Annotated in this window: 20 protein-coding genes and 1 pseudogene; 11 read left to right on the top strand and 10 right to left on the bottom strand. The window is 70.0% G+C overall.

Annotated elements, in window-relative coordinates; translation table 11 throughout:
* Positions 1-2 precede the first annotated feature (2 nt).
* Positions 3-437, bottom strand: a complete 435-nt coding sequence (gene panD, locus AC068D_RS03775; protein WP_478821282.1) for an aspartate 1-decarboxylase — start codon at positions 435-437, stop codon at positions 3-5.
* 738 nt (positions 438-1,175) lie between these two features.
* Here panD and AC068D_RS03770 point away from each other — a divergent pair.
* The 3 genes and pseudogenes from AC068D_RS03770 to AC068D_RS03760 form a co-directional block, all read left to right on the top strand.
* A complete protein-coding gene (locus tag AC068D_RS03770; protein ID WP_478821281.1) occupies positions 1,176-1,598 on the top strand; it encodes a DUF350 domain-containing protein in 423 nt (140 codons plus the stop codon).
* A gap of 176 nt (positions 1,599-1,774) precedes the next feature.
* Entirely contained in the window at positions 1,775-1,969 is a 195-nt protein-coding gene (locus AC068D_RS03765; protein ID WP_478821403.1) for a hypothetical protein, read from the top strand.
* A 179-nt stretch (positions 1,970-2,148) separates the two neighbouring features.
* Positions 2,149-3,006: pseudogene (locus AC068D_RS03760) on the top strand (SigB/SigF/SigG family RNA polymerase sigma factor); the annotation flags it as partial.
* 216 nt (positions 3,007-3,222) lie between these two features.
* Here the strand turns inward: AC068D_RS03760 and AC068D_RS03755 are convergent.
* Positions 3,223-3,630 (bottom strand): MerR family transcriptional regulator, encoded by a 408-nt coding sequence (locus tag AC068D_RS03755; RefSeq protein WP_478821280.1) that lies wholly within the window; start codon positions 3,628-3,630, stop codon positions 3,223-3,225.
* Between the two features lie 49 nt (positions 3,631-3,679).
* On the opposite strand from AC068D_RS03755, the gene AC068D_RS03750 reads away from it, so the two are divergent.
* Positions 3,680-4,567 carry an NAD(P)-dependent oxidoreductase gene (locus tag AC068D_RS03750; protein WP_478821279.1) on the top strand — a complete coding sequence of 296 codons (888 nt, stop codon included), beginning with the start codon at positions 3,680-3,682 and terminating at the stop codon, positions 4,565-4,567.
* A 219-nt stretch (positions 4,568-4,786) separates the two neighbouring features.
* Here the strand turns inward: AC068D_RS03750 and AC068D_RS03745 are convergent, their stop codons facing one another.
* Positions 4,787-5,233, bottom strand: a complete 447-nt coding sequence (locus AC068D_RS03745; protein ID WP_478821278.1) for a MarR family winged helix-turn-helix transcriptional regulator — start codon at positions 5,231-5,233, stop codon at positions 4,787-4,789.
* Positions 5,230-5,727, bottom strand: a complete 498-nt coding sequence (locus AC068D_RS03740; RefSeq protein ID WP_478821277.1) for a MarR family winged helix-turn-helix transcriptional regulator — start codon at positions 5,725-5,727, stop codon at positions 5,230-5,232. Before AC068D_RS03740 ends, AC068D_RS03745 begins: the two co-directional genes overlap by 4 nt.
* A gap of 368 nt (positions 5,728-6,095) precedes the next feature.
* Here AC068D_RS03740 and AC068D_RS03735 point away from each other — a divergent pair, with 368 nt between their 5' ends.
* Positions 6,096-6,440, top strand: coding sequence for a PRC-barrel domain containing protein (locus AC068D_RS03735; protein ID WP_478821276.1), 345 nt, complete (start codon positions 6,096-6,098; stop codon positions 6,438-6,440).
* 270 nt (positions 6,441-6,710) lie between these two features.
* Here the strand turns inward: AC068D_RS03735 and AC068D_RS03730 are convergent, their stop codons facing one another.
* Complete coding sequence (locus tag AC068D_RS03730) at positions 6,711-7,136, bottom strand: CBS domain-containing protein (protein ID WP_478821275.1); 426 nt, start codon at positions 7,134-7,136, stop codon at positions 6,711-6,713.
* An 84-nt stretch (positions 7,137-7,220) separates the two neighbouring features.
* On the opposite strand from AC068D_RS03730, the gene AC068D_RS03725 reads away from it, so the two are divergent.
* From AC068D_RS03725 to AC068D_RS03715, 3 genes are all read left to right on the top strand, one after another.
* A complete protein-coding gene (locus AC068D_RS03725; protein WP_478821274.1) occupies positions 7,221-7,430 on the top strand; it encodes a DUF6381 family protein in 210 nt (69 codons plus the stop codon).
* A gap of 89 nt (positions 7,431-7,519) precedes the next feature.
* Complete coding sequence (locus AC068D_RS03720; RefSeq protein WP_478821273.1) at positions 7,520-7,765, top strand: DUF6381 family protein; 246 nt, start codon at positions 7,520-7,522, stop codon at positions 7,763-7,765.
* 44 nt (positions 7,766-7,809) lie between these two features.
* Positions 7,810-10,083: a SpoIIE family protein phosphatase gene (locus AC068D_RS03715; RefSeq protein ID WP_478821272.1), complete on the top strand. Its 2,274-nt coding sequence runs from the start codon at positions 7,810-7,812 to the stop codon at positions 10,081-10,083.
* A 52-nt stretch (positions 10,084-10,135) separates the two neighbouring features.
* On the opposite strand, the gene AC068D_RS03710 is transcribed toward AC068D_RS03715, so the two are convergent.
* The 3 genes from AC068D_RS03710 to AC068D_RS03700 form a co-directional block, all read right to left on the bottom strand.
* Positions 10,136-13,153 (bottom strand): HAMP domain-containing protein, encoded by a 3,018-nt coding sequence (locus AC068D_RS03710; RefSeq protein WP_478821271.1) that lies wholly within the window; start codon positions 13,151-13,153, stop codon positions 10,136-10,138.
* 84 nt (positions 13,154-13,237) lie between these two features.
* Positions 13,238-13,783, bottom strand: a complete 546-nt coding sequence (locus tag AC068D_RS03705; protein WP_478821270.1) for an ATP-binding protein — start codon at positions 13,781-13,783, stop codon at positions 13,238-13,240.
* Positions 13,784-13,785: 2 nt separating this feature from the next.
* Complete coding sequence (locus tag AC068D_RS03700; protein ID WP_478821269.1) at positions 13,786-14,184, bottom strand: STAS domain-containing protein; 399 nt, start codon at positions 14,182-14,184, stop codon at positions 13,786-13,788.
* A gap of 142 nt (positions 14,185-14,326) precedes the next feature.
* Between AC068D_RS03700 and AC068D_RS03695 the strand changes: the two genes are divergently transcribed.
* A complete protein-coding gene (locus tag AC068D_RS03695) occupies positions 14,327-14,767 on the top strand; it encodes a rho GDP-dissociation inhibitor (RefSeq protein WP_478821268.1) in 441 nt (146 codons plus the stop codon).
* On the opposite strand, the gene AC068D_RS03690 is transcribed toward AC068D_RS03695, so the two are convergent.
* Complete coding sequence (locus tag AC068D_RS03690) at positions 14,745-15,734, bottom strand: DMT family transporter (protein ID WP_478821267.1); 990 nt, start codon at positions 15,732-15,734, stop codon at positions 14,745-14,747. The two genes, AC068D_RS03695 and AC068D_RS03690, sit on opposite strands and share 23 nt — an antisense overlap.
* Before the next feature lie 115 nt (positions 15,735-15,849).
* Here AC068D_RS03690 and AC068D_RS03685 point away from each other — a divergent pair, with 115 nt between their 5' ends.
* Both AC068D_RS03685 and AC068D_RS03680 read left to right on the top strand, forming a co-directional pair.
* Entirely contained in the window at positions 15,850-16,740 is an 891-nt protein-coding gene (locus AC068D_RS03685) for a LysR family transcriptional regulator (RefSeq protein WP_478821266.1), read from the top strand.
* A 306-nt stretch (positions 16,741-17,046) separates the two neighbouring features.
* Complete coding sequence (locus AC068D_RS03680; protein WP_478821265.1) at positions 17,047-17,508, top strand: Crp/Fnr family transcriptional regulator; 462 nt, start codon at positions 17,047-17,049, stop codon at positions 17,506-17,508.
* Positions 17,509-17,918: 410 nt separating this feature from the next.
* On the opposite strand, the gene AC068D_RS03675 is transcribed toward AC068D_RS03680, so the two are convergent.
* Entirely contained in the window at positions 17,919-18,209 is a 291-nt protein-coding gene (locus AC068D_RS03675) for a DUF1876 domain-containing protein (protein WP_478821264.1), read from the bottom strand.
* Positions 18,210-18,418 lie beyond the last annotated feature (209 nt).

Raw genomic sequence — 18,418 nt, 5'->3', positions numbered from 1 at the left:
GGTCAGATCCGCGCGGCGGCCGCAGGAACGGAGTGCGGGCTGCTCTCCGTGTCTGTGCCGGGCACCGGCCTGGAGGGGTCGGTGCCGAGCTCGACGATGCGGTTCTCGGCGTCGACATGGACGACCCGGGGCACCAGGGTCCGGGCCTCGGCATCGTCGACCTGGGCGTAACTGATGAGGATCACCAGGTCGCCGGGGTGCACGAGGTGGGCCGCGGCACCGTTGATGCCGATGACGCCGGAGCCCCGCTCACCCTCGATGACATAGGTCTCGAGCCGGGCGCCGTTGTCGATGTCGACGATGTGGACGAGCTCGCCCGGGAGCAGATCGGCTGCCTCCATCAGGTCGGCGTCGACCGTCACGGAGCCGACGTAGTGGAGGTCGGCATGGGTGACGGTGGCCCGGTGGATCTTGGACTTGAACAGAGTACGCAGCATTGAGCGCTCCCGGAGTGCGGCTCCCTGCCTGCCTTTGCAGGTCAAGGGCGGTCTTTTCACTCTACAACGGCCAGCTTCCCGGCTGCTTTTCCGGTGTTCGTGCTGTCCGGTTGCCGAGTTTCCCGACACCGCGCGGAGCGCATGCCGAGACGCTCCCGGACCTTGCACTCCACCGTCACGGCCGACAGGCGGAACCAGGGTACGGAACGGCGCACTGCGCCGCATCGAGAGCCCCGTCACGTCTGTACGTCCGTGATCACATCCAGGCACGCGACGGGTCTCCTCGATCAGGGGGCCGGCCGCGCGGAAACACATGTCTTCCGGGACGCGGCTCTGACCGCCTTGATTCGCCCTCGCCCTCGCCCTCGCCCTCGCCCTCGCCCTCGCCCTCGCCCTCGAAGAGTCTCCACACACCAGGTGCTCGTCACTCCCCCTGTACCGGGAACCGCATCGACCGCTCAGGCCCTGGGGTCGGTACGGCGCACACGCCGGTGTGCAGGGTGCCCCGTACACGCCGGTCGTCTCCGTTCGCCGCGGCCGCGACGAACGGTCTTCCGCCGCGCCCTGCACACGAACCCGGCTTTCCCGGCACCGTAAGCCGACCGACAGGCCGGGGCCCCGCACTGCCGGGGCTCCCGAGGCAGGAATGCCGAGGCCCGTGGGGCAGACGGTGCCCGTGCGATAGATTTTGCCGCGCCTTGACCACGATCAATTTCAGACACGGAGACTGGCTTCCCAATGACCGACATAGTCAATGGACTTGGCCGGGCCACCGCCTACGGTGCCCTCGGTGTGGTTCTGCTGATCCTCGGCATCGTCCTGGTGGACCTGCTGACGCCCGGCAAGCTCGGCCGGCAGATCTGGGAGGAGCGCAACCGCAATGCGGCGGTGCTGCTGAGCTCGGCCCTGCTCGGTATCGGAGGAATTGTCTTCACCTCGATCTGGACCACGTACGACGACTTCGGCAAGGGCCTTGTGTCGACGGCGGCGTTCGGCGTCCTCGGACTCGTGCTGATGGCGGTTGCGTTCCTGATCGTCGACCTGGTCACGCCGGGCAAGCTGGGCGCAACCCTGGTCGAGGCGGAGCCGCACCCGGCGGTCTGGGTGACGGCGTCGTGCAATCTCGCGGTGGCGGCGATCGTCTCGGCGTCGATCGCCTGAGCCGAGGGACCTCCCGCGGCGATGACGGGCCGGGGTGTCGCGGCCGGTGCGACACCCCGGCCCGTCATCGTCTGCACACGCACCGAATTCGTACGCGCATCCGGGCTGCGCTCAGGGCGATCCGGCGTGATGCTGGTACTCAGCCACATGACACGGGATTCGCCCGGAGGCAGAACATGACGCAGGACAAGAGCGAAGAGCCGGAGCGCACAAGGGCGCCGATGCGGATCTGGACCGGATCGGAACGCCCCTTCGACCCCGAGGATCTGGTGATGGCGTCCGGCCGTGAATGCACGCCCGCGAACGTCGAACGCGCCCGCAAAGAGATCGAGGAGAAAGGCGCCGCGGCACTGGAGCGCTACCTGCCCTGACAGAAAGGGCTGGGGCGAGCACACACGGTTCTACACCCCTCACGCTACGCACCCGCAGGGGGCATGACGACGGGGGTAAAAGGCATCAAATCAGAACAAATGGGCATCAGGAGAGTGGAGGTCGACCGACCGTCCCGCCGCAGTCGGTGACGCAGGCCCCACCTCCTCGAAGGAGCCTCATGTCCCGCTTCACCCGAGACGCTGACGTCCGTGCCGCCCGGCCGGGGCGGTCGGCAGCACCGGACGGCCTCCCGGAGATTCCGGATCCCCGGACCATCAGCACGATGGACGCGAGGGCCCTGTCGGTGGCCCTCTTCCGGCGACTGCACACACTGGAAGAGGGAACGGCGGAGTACTCGTACGTCCGTAACTCTCTGGTGGAACTGAACCTGAGCCTGGTGAAGTTCGCGGCAGGCCGCTTCCGCGACCGCAGCGAGCCCATGGAGGACATCGTGCAGGTCGGCACGGTCGGCCTGATCAAGGCGATCAACCGCTTCGATGTCGAACGCGAGGTCGAGTTCACCTCTTTCGCGCTGCCCACCATCGTCGGCGAGATCAAGCGCTTCTTCCGCGACACCAGTTGGGCAGTCCGCGTACCCCGGCGGCTCCAGGAACTGCGCCTGGACCTCGCCAAGGCGTACGACGGCCTGGAACAGGAACTGGGACACGCCCCCACCACGGCCGAACTCGCCGACCGACTCGGCGTGACCGAGGCCGAAGTGGTGGAGGGCCAGCGTGCCGCCAACGGATACGTCGCCCGGTCCATGGAGCCCCTCGAGGACGACGACGCAGTGAGCCCTCTGGCCCGACGACTGGGCGCCGAGGAGCCGGCGCTCGACATCGTCGAGTGCCTGGAGTGCCTGAAGCCGCTGATCGCCGGTCTGCCCGAGCGGGAACGGACGATCCTGTCGCTGCGCTTCGGCGAGGAGCTGACCCAGTCGGAAATCGGCGAGCGGCTCGGGATCTCCCAGATGCATGTGTCCCGACTACTGACGCGCGTCCTGTCGACGCTGCGGGAGGGGCTGTTGGCCGACGACGGCGTTCAGGAGGAGTCGCGGCCGTTAGCCGCGAGCCCCTTATTACGCAGCGACCTCGTTCCCCTGCCGCGGACTCGCGGACCCTGGTGCCGCACCAGGGCGGGGCGGCCTTGTGGTGCGCGGACGCCGCGTGGTGCTCCTTCGCCGTGATGGTGCCCGGCGCCCGCCCGTGCTGGGCGGGACCGACGGTTCCGCAGTCCGGGACACGCCGGCTGCTCAGGCGGGGACGGGCTCCAAGTCGGCGTCGTCGAAGGGCGGGTAGTTCGCGCTGCCCATGCGTTCGGCTGCATCGATGTAGTCGGCAAGAGCGTCGCGGGACTGAGCGAGCCTCTCCATCTGATCGTCCAGTCGCCGCAGCCGTGACCGCATCGCGGCCAACAACTCGGCACAGCCGGGCAGCTCCGGGGCCTCTCCGACCGCACAGGGCAGCAGGTACGCGATGTCCTCGGAGGACAAACCGGCGCCCAGCAGGTGCCGGATCTGCTTCACCCGCAGCACGGCGTTCTCGTCGTACTCGCGGTATCCATTCGCGCCGCGGTCTGCCTCCAGCAGGCCCTGGGCCTCGTAATAGCGCAACTGATGGGCGTTGACGCCCGTCCGACGACCCAGTTCCCCGATCCGCATCGAAACCTCGCTTGACCTTCACACCGGTATCAACGTTGACGATGCTGCCATGAACAACAGAACCGATACACCCGTGACAGTCATCGGACTTGGACGGATGGGCCAGGCACTCGCCGGCGCGTTCCTGAAGGCCGGACATCCCACAACCGTGTGGAACCGGACGACCTCCAAGGCCGCCCAACTGGTGGCCGAGGGCGCACGGCTGGCGCCAACGCTTGGCGACGCGCTCAAGGCAGGTTCCCTGACGATCATGTGCGTCACCGACTACCAGGCCGTGCACGAGCTGCTCGGCGCGCGCGACATCGCGCTGGACGGCACAATGTTGATCAACGTGACCTCGGGCGACTCAGCCCAGGCCCGGGACGCCGCCCGGTGGGCCGAGCAGCGCGGAGCCCATTACCTGGACGGCGCCATCATGGCCATCCCGTCGGCGATCGGGTCCGCCGAGGCGGTGATTCTGCACAGCGGGCCGCAGTCGCACTTCGAGGCGCACAAGTCGACACTCGACGCGCTCGGCACCGTCACCTACCTTGGCGCGGACCATGGGCTGGCGTCCCTGTACGACGTGGCCGGACTGGCCATGATGTGGAGCGTCCTGAACGCCTGGCTCCAGGGCACTGCCCTGCTCAGGACGGCCGGTGTCGACGCGGCCACGTATGCGCCGTTTGCGCAGCAGATTGCTGCCGGTGTGGCCGAATGGCTGCCTGGGTACGCCGAGCAGATCGACAGCGGCTCCTTCCCGGCCGAGGTGTCGGCCCTGGAGACCGAGGTGCGGTCGATGGCGCACTTGATAGAGGAGAGCGAGGCGGTGGGCGTCAACGCCGAACTACCGAAGTTGATCAAGGAAATGGCCGAGCGCTCGATCGCCGCCGGGCACGGTGGGGAGCAGTATCCCGTGCTGATCGAAGAGTTCGGCAAACCGCGACGCAACGACTGACCCGCCCGGCACCGGGCTCCGGTCCCGGCTTTCGCGTGGCCGGCCGTCCAGCTCACGAACGTGGAAGTGCCTCGGACCAGCAGGAGTGAGGATTGCCGAGATCCTTGCTCCTGCCACCGTCGAAGGCCCCGTCGCAACGGAGAGAGGGCCCCGCCGTCGCCGGTCATCACGCCGGGACAGCGGGCAACCGGCTCCGACCGTGAGGAGCGGGACAGAACCTCAGGCGCGGGCCAGCTCAGCGTTCGCGCGCTGCGTGACCAGCCCCAACACGCGGCCGGCGACCGCAAGGTCCTCGGCCGGAATACCGGCGTACAGCCGGGCGGAGATCTCGGCGGTCTCTGCGCCGGTGCTCTCGTAGAGCTCCCGTCCGGCGTCCGTGAGCCGTATCCGGGACGCCTCCGCCGGGTCCTCCTCCAGCAGCTTCGCCGCCGTCAGCTCGTCGACCACACCGCGCACGACCGACTCGTCGGTCTTCAGCGAGCCGCTGACGTCGCCGACGAGTTCGTCGCGGCCGATGGACTCGCCCGCGACCACGAGGGCCCGGAGCGTCACACTCTGCTGGAACGTGGCGCCGTGGCGGGCCAGCACGCCCTCCAGGAGGGCACGCCCGGCATAGTGCGCCAAAGCGATGACCCGGCCATTGGCCGTGGGTGCGGTGGTGGTCATGACTGCTCCTTGTCGTTCTCGGTGTGCGGATGAAGAGGTGCATCGAGCAGGGTCGCCAGCTCGCGGGTGAACTGCCGTGTACGCGGGCTGTCCTGTCCCCCGAGCGGCTCCAGCAACTGGTCCAGCAGGCCCTGGACCACGTTGATCGCGCGACGTGTGACGTCGCACCCTTGCTCGGTGAGCGACAGCTGCATGGCGCGCGGGTCGCTCGGGTCCCGGGTGCGGGCGACGAGTCCGGCGGCCTCCAGGGCGCGGGCGAGCTTGGAAACGTACAAAGGTTCGAGCCCTGTGTGGTCGGCGAGCCGGCGCTGACTGGGCCGCAGCCCGGAGCGCCGCATGCCGTACAGCGAGGCCATCAACGCGTACTGGGCATGGGTCAGACCCAGCGGCGCGACCGCCCGGTCGACGGCCACCCGCCACTTCATCGACAGGCGCCAGACCAGAAACCCCGCCGTGGCGCTCTCAGCTGCTGAACTCACACCTATACAGTACATGACTACTATGTACATGGCTACTATTTTCTCGGCGGGCATCCGAAGCGGGCCGTGAAACTCCGAGCACTCCGTCGTAACCCAACTCGGGGGCGCAGCTCCGTCTTGTTCCTCTTTCGAGCGGCCGTCGATGGTGCCGGACTCGGCCTCCTCATGGAGCTGGTGCAAGTCGGCCCCTGCGCCCTTGCGGGAACGCAGTTCGCCGCGGCGGCCCGACGAGACGACCTCGGCCGGCGTCCGCCCGGCGGTCCTGGATTCGCCGCTGCGGGCCCGCCCCTTTCCAGGCCTCGGCGCACACCCGACCCGCCGGCGGTCGCCGGTTGAGCCGGCCGACGGCGGGTACGGGCACATGCAGAGGAAAGGACAACGCCATGGGTGCAGATATCTGGGGATTTTCCGAGTCTGCGGGATACGCACCGGGGGCGCAGCTCATCGGGTACAAGGTCGAGGCGACCGACGGTTCCATCGGAAAGGTCGACAAGCACTCAGAGGACGTCGTCCGGTCGTATCTCGTGGTGGAGACCGGGCCGTGGATCTTCGGTCACCGGGTGCTGGTGCCGGCCGGGCTCGTGAAGCGGATCGACCACGAGAGCAGGACCCTGTACCTGAACGCCACGAAGGGCGACATCAAGGAGTCCCCGGACTTCGAGAGCGGGCGGGGCGACCACGACATGACGGGCATCGAGCGGTACTACTACTCGAAGGGCCATATGTGACGTACGTGGGCCAGGTGATGACACGCACGAGGACCCGGCAGGCATGCGGGGCACACGTCATGCGGCGCGCCCTCCCGGCGGTGGCCTCCGTCTTCGAGGCCCGCCGTCAGGCCACCTTGGCCCGGTAGTGGGCCAGCGCGGGCATGTGCATGCCTGCGGGGCCCCAGCCGCGCCGCCTTGTCTGGAACTCAGGCGCCACTGTTCGGCCTCAGGCGCCACTGTTCGGCCTCAGGCGCCACTGTTCGGCAACTCAGGCGCCGCTGTTCGGCCTCAGGCGCCGCTGTTCGGCGGACCGGAGCTGATCCCGGCAAGCGCGGACCGCGGATCACAAGCCCTCGCGAGATCACCCAACGTGATCACGCCCATCGGCCTGCCGTCCTCGACCACGGCGAGCCGCCGCACCAAGTGGGCCCGCATCAGGTCCACCGCTTCCGACGCCTCGGCGTCCGGACGCACCGTGAGGACGTCCGGAGTGCACACCGAGCGGACGGGCATGACGAGCGGGTTGTGACCCATGGCGACCGACCGGACGGCGATGTCGCGGTCCGTCAGTACGCCGAGCAGCCGCTCCCCCTCGGCGACCATCACATTCCCGATGTCCCTGTCCCGCATGAGCCGGGCGGCCTCCACGAGCGACGCCTCGGGAGACAGTGTCAGCACGCCTGCCGTCATCACGTCCTTGACGAGCTGTGACATCCCCTTCACTCCCTTCGCTGCCCTATCGCGCGCCTGCCCGCGATACCACTGGTTATCCCGGAAAAGACCGGGAAGTCCCCCCTCATGAACAGCCAACGAGATCCACGGATCCGTGCGGAGGCCCTGCAGGAAAAGGCCGACGGGCTGGCACGCAGGGCGGAGCGCACCTCCGACCCCGGCGAGCGCGAACGGCTCCGCCTTCGCGCGCAGGAGTTGCGGGAGCGCGGCGAGCATGAGCTCCAGGCCGGCCCCGATGGCGCCCAGGGCGACTTTCAGGAGGAATATCCCAGGTAGGAGAGCTGTTCGTCACGGCGGGTGACGAACGGGGATGCGCGTGTGATCCGGTCGTGTTTGCCTGGCTCATGGCCCTGGAAGGAGGAGCCATGACCACATCAGGTGAACCGGTCAGAACGCCGGAGGAGCTTCGGATGATGGCCGAGGAGCTGTCCCGTGGAGCCGACCGCTGCAACGATCCGGAGCACCGGGCACGGCTGCGCCGCAAGGCGGAAGAACTGCGTGACCGCTGCGGCGACGGCACCCGGCCCCAGAGCCCCACGGCGCACGACCAGCGCAGCCGCGGCTCACGAAACGGCGCTGAGCGGCGGCCGGAACGGAAGCGTGGCGTCTGACCTGCGAGTAAAATCCGGTTCGTCACGCTGGAGACCCTATGACCATGCCCGATCGAGGGCGGAACGAACCGGAGCCCGACCAGCTTGCCACCGCGGTCACCGAGCTGACCGCCGAACTGGCAGCCCTGCGCCGCGATCTCGCACACCGTCATCTGCTCGATCTCGCGACGGGGGCCCTGGTCGCACAGCTCTCCCTCACACCCGCCGACGCCCTGGACCATCTCTCCCAGCTGGCCGAGTCCGCAGGTGTCACCCCGGAGGATCTCGCCGCTGACGTCCTCAACGGTGCGTCCGGGACGACCGGTTTCTCTGCCGGCCACGACGAGGACATGGACAACGGCAGGGCGCAGACGCGCCGGGCCCGATACACGGAGGCCGCGGCCGAAGCGGCCGCCATGACCGGCGGGAGCGCCGACGAGGTCGCCGAGACCGTGCTGGACGGCGGGCTGCGCCCGCTCGGGGTGCGTGGGCTCTGGCTGTTCAGGCGCACGGAAACGGACTGTCTGGAGCTGGCAGGGCGGGCCGGGGTGAGCCCGCTCGAGGCCGCGCACTGGCAGTGGGTGCCACCCGCTGCCGGCAGCCCTCTGCACCGGGCACTGACGGAGGCCGCTCCGGAGTGGTTCCCGGACGGTCCACGCCGGGGCGAACGCCTGCCAGGATCCACGCCGGACGCCGCCCGTGCCGTGCTTCCGTTGCGTCGGCGAGCCATCGTCACGGGACTGGCCGTCGCCGACTGGCCCGGCCCCCGCGAGCTGGACGAGTCGGTGCAGCGGGCGCTCATCGGCCTGGCGGTCCCGGCGGCGCGGATCCTCGACGCGGCCGCGGAGGGCCCGGCAGAGCCTGCCGTGCTCGCCCCCCTCCTCGATCTGCTCACACATCCGGCGATGGTCCTGCGCACCGAACCCGCGTCCGGGGCCCTGCACATCGAACATCTCAACCGGCCCGCACTGGATTCGGCGGGCCGTGTGCACGGGACGGCGGGCCGGCCGCTGGCCCAGGTGTTCCCGGCGATCGAACGCGATCTCGTACGGCTGGCCCGGGTGGCCCACGAGTCGGCCGCGCCGCAGCGTGCGGCCCGGCTGCCCGTCGCCCACCGGACCAGTGGCCCCGACCCGCTCCATGACGTCCGGGTGCTGCCCGTCGGGACCGGCAGGACCGTCGTGTTCTGGCACGACGCCACCGACCCGGGCATGTCGGTGAGCCGGGTGCTGGGCAGGCTGGAGAACCTGGCCGAGTTCGAGGACGACCTCATCGCCGGGACATCCCGGTGGAGCGAGCAGGCGTACCGCATCTTCGGCCTCGAGCCGGGTACTCCCCCGGTGCCGCTGCGCCGTCTCGCGCCGCAGCTGCACCCGGACGAGGCCGCGAATCTGGCCGACCTGCTGACCGAACTGACCCAGCGCCATCAGGGCGCGCACACGGTCGTCCGTGTGCTCAGGGAGGACGGCGGGCTGCGCCATGTCCGGATCGCCGCCGAGCCGTTGCAGACAGGTGGTGTGCTCACCGGGATCACCGGGGTGTACCAGGACGTCTCGGCGCAGCACCACACCGAGGTCGCACTCACCGCCACCTTCGACCGGCTGACCGCCGCGCAGGCCCAGGCGGCGCTGCGCCATCAGCTGGTGCTCCAGCTGCAGCAGGCGATCGTCCCCGAAGTGCCGGTACTGCAGCGGCTGCCGGGACTGCAGGTCACGGCACGCTACCGGCCCGCAGCGGAGGAGTACCGGGTGGGCGGCGACTGGTACGACGTGCTGCCGCTGCCGACCGGGCGGGTGCTGGTGGCCGTCGGCGACATCGCGGGGCACGGTATCGACTCGGTGACCGGCATGGTCGCGCTGCGGAACGCGCTGCGCGGGCTCGCCTACACCGGTCATTCGCCCGCACGGCTGATGGCCTGGCTCAACGAGGTCACCATGCATACGCACGGGCATCCGACCGCCACCGCCGTGTGCGCCCTGTACGACCCGTCGGACCGGACGCTCTGCTGGGCCAGTGCGGGACATCTTCCGCCGCTGCTGCTCCGCGACGGCAGGGCGGGATTCCTCGATCCTCCGCGGAACATCCTGCTGGGCGCGATGCCGTCCGCCGAGTACACGGAGACGATGACACAGCTGGCGCCCGGTGACGCTCTGATGCTCTACACCGACGGCCTGGTGGAGCGCCGCCACACCGGACTCGACGAGAGCCTGGCCGGACTGCGGCAGGCGGCGGAACGCCTCGGTGCGGGCGGTCTGGACGAACGGACGGACCGGCTGCTGGGAACAGCAACGGGCGACACCGACGACGACACCAGCCTGGTGGTCGTCCAGGTCGACTGAGTCACGGGCGTTCCGCAGGGATCACAGACACACGGCCCGTGCCGTGCCGGGCTCAGCGCCCGCCCGCCGCGGTGAGCCATTTGCGCACCCGCGCGACCAAGTCGTACGCGTCGACCGGTTTGGTGATGTAGTCGTTGGCCCCGGCCGCGAGGCTCTTGGCCCGGTCGCCCGGCATGGCCTTGGCGGTGACGACGATGACGGGCACGGTGGCGAAGCGCGGCAGCTTCCTGATGGCCGCGGTGGCGCTGTAGCCGTCCATCCCGGACATCATCACGTCCATCACGATCAGGTCCACGTCCGGGTGCGCGACGAGCAGATCGATTCCGGAGCGCCCGTCGTCGGCCGTGAGCACGCTCACCCCCTCGGCCTCCAGGATCTCGGTGAGCGCGTACACGTTCCGGACGTCGTCGTCGATGATCAGCACGGTTCGCCCGGCGAGGGTCCCCTCGCGGGTGGACCGCTGCTCCTCGCGGGTCCGTCCGCCGGCGGATCCGCGCGTGGTGAGTCCGGGCGGCGGCTGATCGGGGAGCTGACCGCCGACGGGTACGTAGAAGGTGAAGACGCTGCCCTCGCCCGGCCGGCTCTCGGCGACGATCACACCGCTGAGGAGCTGGGCGAGTTCGCGGCTGATGGACAGCCCGAGGCCGGTGCCACCGTAGCGGCGGCCGGTGGTGACAGCGCCCTGCTGGAACGCTCCGAAGATGGACTCCAGGTACTCCGGCGCGATGCCGACACCGGTGTCCCGAATCCGGAAGGCGACCACCGGCAGACCGCGCAGCGGGGTGGGGAGTTCGTCGTCGGTGGCGTTTTCCACCCTGAGCTCGACACTGCCCTGCTCGGTGAACTTCACCGCGTTGGAGAGCAGATTGCGCAGCACCTGACGGAGTCGCGTCTCGTCGGTCGTGATGTCGGCGGGCACATCGTCCGCAGTGACGACCCTGAACTCCAGGTTCTGCTCGCTCGCCAGCGGCCGGAAGGTCATTTCGACGTACTCCAGAAGCCGGTCGAGCGGGAACGGCTCACGGTGGACGTCCATCTTGCCCGCCTCGACCTTGGACAGGTCGAGGATGTCGTTGATCAGCTGGAGCAGGTCCGAGCCGGCGGAGTGGATGACCTCGGCGTAGTCGACCTGCTTCTCCGTCAGATTTCCTTCGGGGTTCTGGGCGAGCAGCTGGGCCAGGATGAGCAGGCTGTTCAGCGGGGTGCGCAGCTCATGGCTCATGTTGGCGAGGAACTCGGACTTGTACATGGAGGTGCGGGAGAGCTGTTTGGCCCGCTCCTCCAGTTCCTGCCTGGCCTGTTCGATCTCCAGGTTCTTGCGCTCGATGTCCTGGTTGCGGTCGGCGAGCAGGGCCGCCTTCTCCGCAAGTTCGGCGTTGGAGCGCTGGAGCTCCTCCTGCCGGGCCTGCAACTCCTGTGAACGGGCCCGGAGTTCAGCGGTCAGCCGCTGGGACTGGTCGAGCAGTTCGTCGGTGCGGGCGTGGGCGTTCAGCGAGCTGACATTGACACCGACCGTCTCGATGAACTGGTCGAGGAAATCACGGTGGGTACGGGTGAAGGGGCGCAGCGCGGCGAGTTCCACCGCGCCGAGCACCTGGTCCTCCACCACGACGGGCAGCACGATCAGGGCCTCGGGTGTGCTGGATCCGAGCCCCGAGGAGATGGTGACGAAGCCGGGAGGCAGATCGTCGACGGCTATGGTGCGGCGGCTGAGCGCGGCCTGGCCCACCAGTGACTCGCCGAGACGGAAGCGAACGGGCCCACGTGCCGGAGGTGCGGCCGGGACACCGTACGAGGCGGTCATGACGAGCTCGAGCCCCTCGCCTTCGGCCGCGTCCTCGGCCAGGAAGAAGGCGCCGTACTGGGCCGAGACGAGGGGTGGCACCTCGTTCATGATCACCGCGGCCACCTGTGAAAGGTCGTTGCTGGACTGCATGAGTCCGGAGATCCGGGCGAGATTGGTCTTGAGCCAGTCCTGTTCCTCGTTCGCGCGGGTGGTGGCGCGCAGCGATTCGACCATCGAGTTGATGTTGTCCTTCAGGTCGCCCACCTCGCCCGGGGCCTCGACGGCGATGGACCGGGTCAGATCCCCCTCGGCGACGGCACTGGTCACCTCGGCGATGGCCCGGACCTGACGGGTGAGGTTGCCGGCGAGCTCATTGACGTTCTCGGTGAGCCGTTTCCAGGTGCCTGATACGCCTTCGACCTCTGCCTGGCCGCCGAGGCGGCCCTCGCTTCCGACCTCCCTGGCGACGCGGGTGACCTCGGCGGCGAACGACGACAGCTGGTCGACCATCGTGTTGATGGTCGTCTTGAGCTCGAGGATCTCACCGCGTGCGTCGACGTCGATCTTGCGGGTGAGGTCGCCCTGGGCGACGGCAGTGGTGACCTGGGCGATGTTGCGGACCTGGTTGGTCAGATTGTTCGCCATGGAGTTGACGTTGTCGGTCAGGTCCTTCCAGGTGCCCGACACACCCCGCACGGTCGCCTGTCCGCCCAGGTCGCCCTCGGTGCCGACCTCGCGGGCGACCCGGGTGACCTCCTCGGCGAAGGAGGAGAGCCGTTCGACCATCGTGTTGATGGTTTCCTTGAGCTCGAGGATCTCACCACGTGCATCGACGCGGATCTTCTGCGTGAGGTCGCCGCGGGCCACGGCGGACGCGACCTGGGCGATGGAGCGCACCTGCGAGGTGAGGTTGTCGGCCATGGTGTTCACGCCGGTGGTGAGCTCCTGCCAGACGCCGCCGACGCCCTTCACCCGCGCGTGGCCACCGAGCCTCCCCTCGCCTCCGACCTCGCGGGCGACCCGGGTGACCTCGGAGGCGACGAGGGAGAGCTGGTCGACCATGCCGTTGTAGACCCCGGCGATCTCGCCCATGATGCCGCCGGCGTCGTCCGGGAGCCGGTCGGAGAAATCCCCGTCGCGCACGGCGGTGAGTCCCGCCAGCAGTTTTCTGAGACCTTCTTCGCTCAGTGCGGCCGACGGCCGGGTGTCCCCCGCGGCACGGCCCTGGGGCTGGGACGGGGGGTGAACCTGTGGGTGGTCCCGTGACTGACCGGATGAGTCCATCGCCGACCTCGTGTCACTCGTTCGGCGTCTTCTGTTCACTCTCGACTCTCGCACGCGCTCCCCCGGGCGACACCCCGGATGGCGTCAGGCGTCCTCCGGGTGGCCTCGCGGCGCCGCGATCTCGGCCCAGACGGTCTTGCCGGTGCCTCGCGGCTCCGACCCCCAGGCCCGGGCGAGCCGTCCCAGCACGACGAGTCCATGACCGCCCGGTTTCGCCGGATCGGCATGCGGGCGTGGGCTGGGCGGGACCGGGCTCGCGTCGCTGACTTCGATACGGAGCCGGTCCGACGTGCAGTGCAGCACCAGTTCCTGCGGCCCGTCGGCGTGCAGACAGGCGTTGGTGACCAGCTCGGAGACCACCATGAGGACGTCCTCTGAGACGACCAGCCGCTCGTCGGCCCGGTCGTCGTAGGCGTCCTCGTCGAGACCGGCGAGCTGCTCGAGGTCGTCCGTGTCCTCGGCCGGGAATGCGGCCCGGGCGTACGGATCGTCCTCCGCACCGCTGTCCGGCAGCCACCCCCAGTCGGCGAGCGCCGTGCGGCTGAAGTCACGGCAGCGCCCCACCGCTCCCCGGGACGCGGAGAGCACCAGCCGGCGAGTCTGTCCCTGTGCGGGAAAGGCCGCGTTCACCACTACTCCTGCCGTGGCTCCGCGAGAGCCTCGCCGAGGCTCGCGTACCTGGGGAACACCGCCCCGGCACCCGTGATGGCGAACATCCGGGAGACCTGGGGCCGCAGCGCCGCCAGCTCGACCCGGGCGTCGGCCTCCTGGGCCGCGAGACGGGCGCGCAGCAGCACGTTCAGCCCCGTGGAGTCACAGAAGAGCAGGTCGGAGCAGTCGACCAGGACCCGTCGTGCACCGCTCGCGATGCCCTCGTCCAGGGCAGCGCGAAACGGCTCCGCCGTGTCGTGGTCCAGCTCGCCCGTGACGGCGATCACCACGACGTCCGGCTCGGGGCCCGGCCGCACCTCGACGCCGAACCGGTCTCCTTCGCCGGTGCTTCCCGGCCATCCGTCCCCTGCTGACCCCATCCCGGTTCTCCTGGTCCGTCCGGCCCCCGGTGACACACCCGACTATGACACCCCCTCCGGCTCACCGCTTCCGGCACGAACCGGTGACTAGGCTGAATTACCGGCCCTTCCTTCCCATGAGCGGCGAAAGCTGGCGTACCCGATGAATGCATCCCGCGATTTCGAGCTGCTCGCTGTGACGATCCAGGTGGAGGGACGACCGGACATCGCCGTGCCGCTGCCGCCCGGCGGCGGTGAGGGACGGGACGGAGACCGGGAACCGCTCACGTCGGTGAGTCTCAAGGAGGGAGCGGAGTTCCGGTTGCGTCTGGAGTTCCGCGTGCCGTCGAAGAGCGATGTCGCGGGACTCAAGTTCATCGACGAACACACACGGCAGGGCGTGACCGTGGTGCACACGGAGACCCATCTGGGCGACTACCGGTTCGGAGGGCCGTACGAGGTCGTGCTCCCGCCAGTGCATCTGCCGACCGGGCATCTGGCCCGGGACACCTACCGGTGCACCGGCGTCTTCGTGGACGCGGACGGGCGGGAGCTCGGCCGGGAGAGCTACGACCTCGAGATCACGAAGGACTGGACACAGTGACCCCGTCGGCCCGCCGTGCGTCACCGCCGCCGTGGACCGGCGCTCGCCGGCCCCTGCCACGCCGCGGTCCGTGCCCCCGGGTCACGGCGACGCCCACGAGGACGACCACCATTCCCACGACGACTCGCGCACCGATGCGCTCGTCGAGGACGAGGGCCCCGAGCGAGACCGAGACGACCGGCAGGAGATAGCCGACGGTGGCGGCACTCGTGGCACCTTCATCGGCGATGAGCCGGTAGTTGAGGTGGAAGGTCACGCCGGTGCCGAGGATCCCGAGGACGGTGACGGCGACCAGCGCCGTCAGGTCGGGACGTATCTGCCCGAGTCCGCCCCCTACGGGCAGGGCGAGCACGCTGAGGGCGCTCGCGGTCATCAGTTGCGCGGCGGACAGGGCGAGGGGCGGGGTTCCGGTGCCGGTCAGGTGCCGGGCCATATAGGCGAAGGCCACGGCGTAGCAGACCGCGGCGGCCAGGAGCGCGAGGGCGCCCGGGCCGAACAGTCCGGTCTGCTGCCAGGGGGCGAAGATCAGCACGGTGCCGGCGAAGCCGAGCAGAAGTCCGCCCAGCCGGGCCGGGCGAAGTGCACTTCCGCGCTCCGTGCCGAGGCCGATGCCGATCAGCAGCGACCACAGGGGTGTTGTCGCGTTGAGCACCCCCGCGACACCGGAATCGACGCTCTGTTCGCCGATGCTGAAGAGGAAGAAGGGCAGGGCGTTGCAGAAGAACGCGGCCACGACGAGCCTGCCCCAGATCACCCGGCCGCGCGGCAGCCTCTGCCCGCCGGACCGCGCGAGCGCCAGCAGGACCCCCGCACCGAGCACACAGCGGACGACGGTGATCTGCAAGGGCGTCAGGCCGTGGTTCAGGGCGAGCTTGATCCAGAGAAAGCCGGAGCCCCAGAGCAGGGCGAGGACGCCCATCCGCACCGCTGTGCCCAGCCCGCCGCCCGCCGTGCGGTCGCTCGCCATACCGTCGCTCCTCTGCTCGCCCTGCTCGCTGTCGCCGTGCTCGTAGGCCAACGATCACTCGCTCGATCGGACAGGACAAGTGAAAAGTTCTGCATGAATCATTAACCTGTACTACATGCTAGATATGAGGCGCATGCAGATCCTGCGCGCGGTGGTGAACAGCGGCTCGGTGACGGCGGCTGCCGCCCGTCTCGGGTACACCCCCTCCGCCGTCAGCCAGCAGGTGGCGGCTCTGGAGAAGGAGGCCGGCATGGCACTGCTCGAACGCGCCGGCCGGGGCGTGCGGCCCACGGCGGCCGGGCTGCTGCTCACCGAGCACGCCGCCGCCATCAGCCACCGGATGACCGAGGCCGAGACGCAACTGGCCGATCTGCGGGAGGGCCGTACCGGACGGCTGTCGGTCCGCTATTTCGCCACGTCCGGCACGACACTGGTGGTCCCGGCGCTCGCACGGCTGCGCCGCGACCATCCGGGAGTGCAGGTCGACCTGAAGCTGATCGGCCCCGAGGATCCGCTGCCGGAGGTACGGCAGGGCCGGGCCGATGTGGCCCTCGTCGTCCGCCCGCACGGGGAGTCCGCCGACGGTGTCCGTCTGGAGCATCTGCTGGACGACCCCTATCGCCTCGTGCTGCCCAACGGCCACCCGCTCGCATCGAAGCGGACCGTGGATCTGGCCGCCCTCGCCGACGAGCGATGGATCGGTGGCGAGCGGCCGGGGCCGTGTCTCGACGCCGTGCTCGACGCATGCGCCGCAGCCGGCTTCAGCCCCGATTTCGTGGTCGACAGCGAGGACTACGCCACGACGCAGGGTTTCGTCGCAGCCGGTCTCGGCATCAGCCTGATCCCGCTGACCGGGCTGCGCAGTCGACACCCCGGCGTCGTCGTGCGCAAGGTACGCCGGCCCGAGCCCGTACGTGCCGTGCATGCCGCGGTGCGGGAGGGGGCCCCGGCGCAACCCGCGCTCCGTGCCCTGCTCGAAGCACTCAAGGACGCGGCCGCGTCCTAGGGACCCGGCGGGAGGCCCGCGGTACGTACCTGCGGTCGCCGTCGTCATCACCGTCGGCGTCGGCGGTTTCCTCGCTCCGGCCGACGGTGGGAGCACGCCCGGGCGGCGCAGAGGTCCCCGGGCGGGCGGAGTTGAACGGGTGCGGGACACGGCGGAGCGGAGATCCTCGGCACCGTCCGACCCGGGGAGGCGGACACCCCGGTGGCTTCGGGACGGTCCGCGAGTCGGCTCCCTTCCGGGCGCCGCAGAATGCGCCCGGTCGTGCGACTCTTGAGGTGAGCCGGCGCTCGAAACGGAGGCCCAGCGATGAGCAGCTCTTCCATCCGTATGACAGCCGCCCTGTCGGCCGAGCACCGCGCCCGGCTGCTGGAGATCGCCGAGGACGTGAAGTTCCCCGAGGGCACCCGCGTCTTCGAGGAGGGCCGCCTCGCCGACCGCTTCTGGATCATCAAGTCCGGCACGATCACCCTGCACATGGCGGTCCCCGGCCGCCGGCCGGCGGTCATCGAGAACCTGGGCTTCGGTGAACTCGTGGGCTGGTCATGGCTGTTCCCCCCGTTTGTGTGGCAGCTGGGCGCGGAAGCCATGACCCCGGTGCGGGCCCAGCAGTTCGACGGCCTGACCGTGCGCATGATGATGGATGCCGACCCGACGTTCGGCTCCGCGATCGGACAGTGGGTCGGCAGAGTGCTCGCGCACCGGCTCCATGCGGCGCGCATCCGCCTGCTGGATCTCTACGCTCCGTACGGCAGCGGTTTCACGCTCTGACGACGGGGCTCCTGGCCTGGCCGGCCAACGGACCGGCCCGGCACCGAGCGGCCTGCCAGTGCTGACCGGAACGGTTCGGCGGGAAGCCCGTGGTGTCCGGTGCCTGGGTAGACCCCCACGCATCCGACGCCGCGCTGATCCGCCAGGATCGCAGGCAGCCCTCAGGTCCTGTCCGGGCGATCCTCTCGGGCCCGCGCCGACAGCTACGGCACTCCACCCGGCTGCCGCCGGGTGGGGGCACCCCCGGCGGAGCCAGGGGGAGTACCCCCACACTGCGTTGTCGGAGTCGCCCGAGTACGCCCGGACGAGGGCGATCTCCCCCGGCCTCCGGCCGGTGGGGGCACCCCGGCGGAGCCAGGGGGAGTGCCGTGCAGGGCGTCGCGAGCCGGTGAACCCATCCGGTCACAGCGCTAGGTGGCGGCTTCGGGCCACCCGTAGGGGGCTCCGGACCCCGGTCCGGCACCCACGCTCTCCAGATCGCGGTTCGCCACCCGCATCAGCTGGGTGGCGAGGTCCTTCATGGCACGGCTCGCGGCGAGTTCGTCCCCGATCTCCGGGACGTCCACGTCCTGGGGGTTGCACCGGGCGACCCCCTGGCCGGTGTACGTCGTGGTGCCGGTGTCCAGAACGGCGCGGGCCCTCGTCGTGCCGTCCTCCTCGACCAGGACCACGCCGATCTGCCACTCCAGCGTCCGCGTCATGGCGTACCTCCTCAGCCGCTCCCCTCGGGGCGGTGCACGAGAAGGGCGGCCGCCGCGGGGGGGGGGGCCCCCCCCCCCATCCCCCCCCCCCCCCCCCCCCCCCCCCCCCCCCCCCCCCCCCCCCCCCCCACCAAAAAAAAAAGGACAGGCCCCCCCCCTCCCCCCCCCCCCCCCCCCCCCCCCCCCCCCCCCCCCCCCCCCCACCCCCC

The organism is Streptomyces sp. NPDC043861 (assembly GCF_056435905.1).
This window is presented reverse-complemented; position numbering and strand designations above follow the sequence as displayed.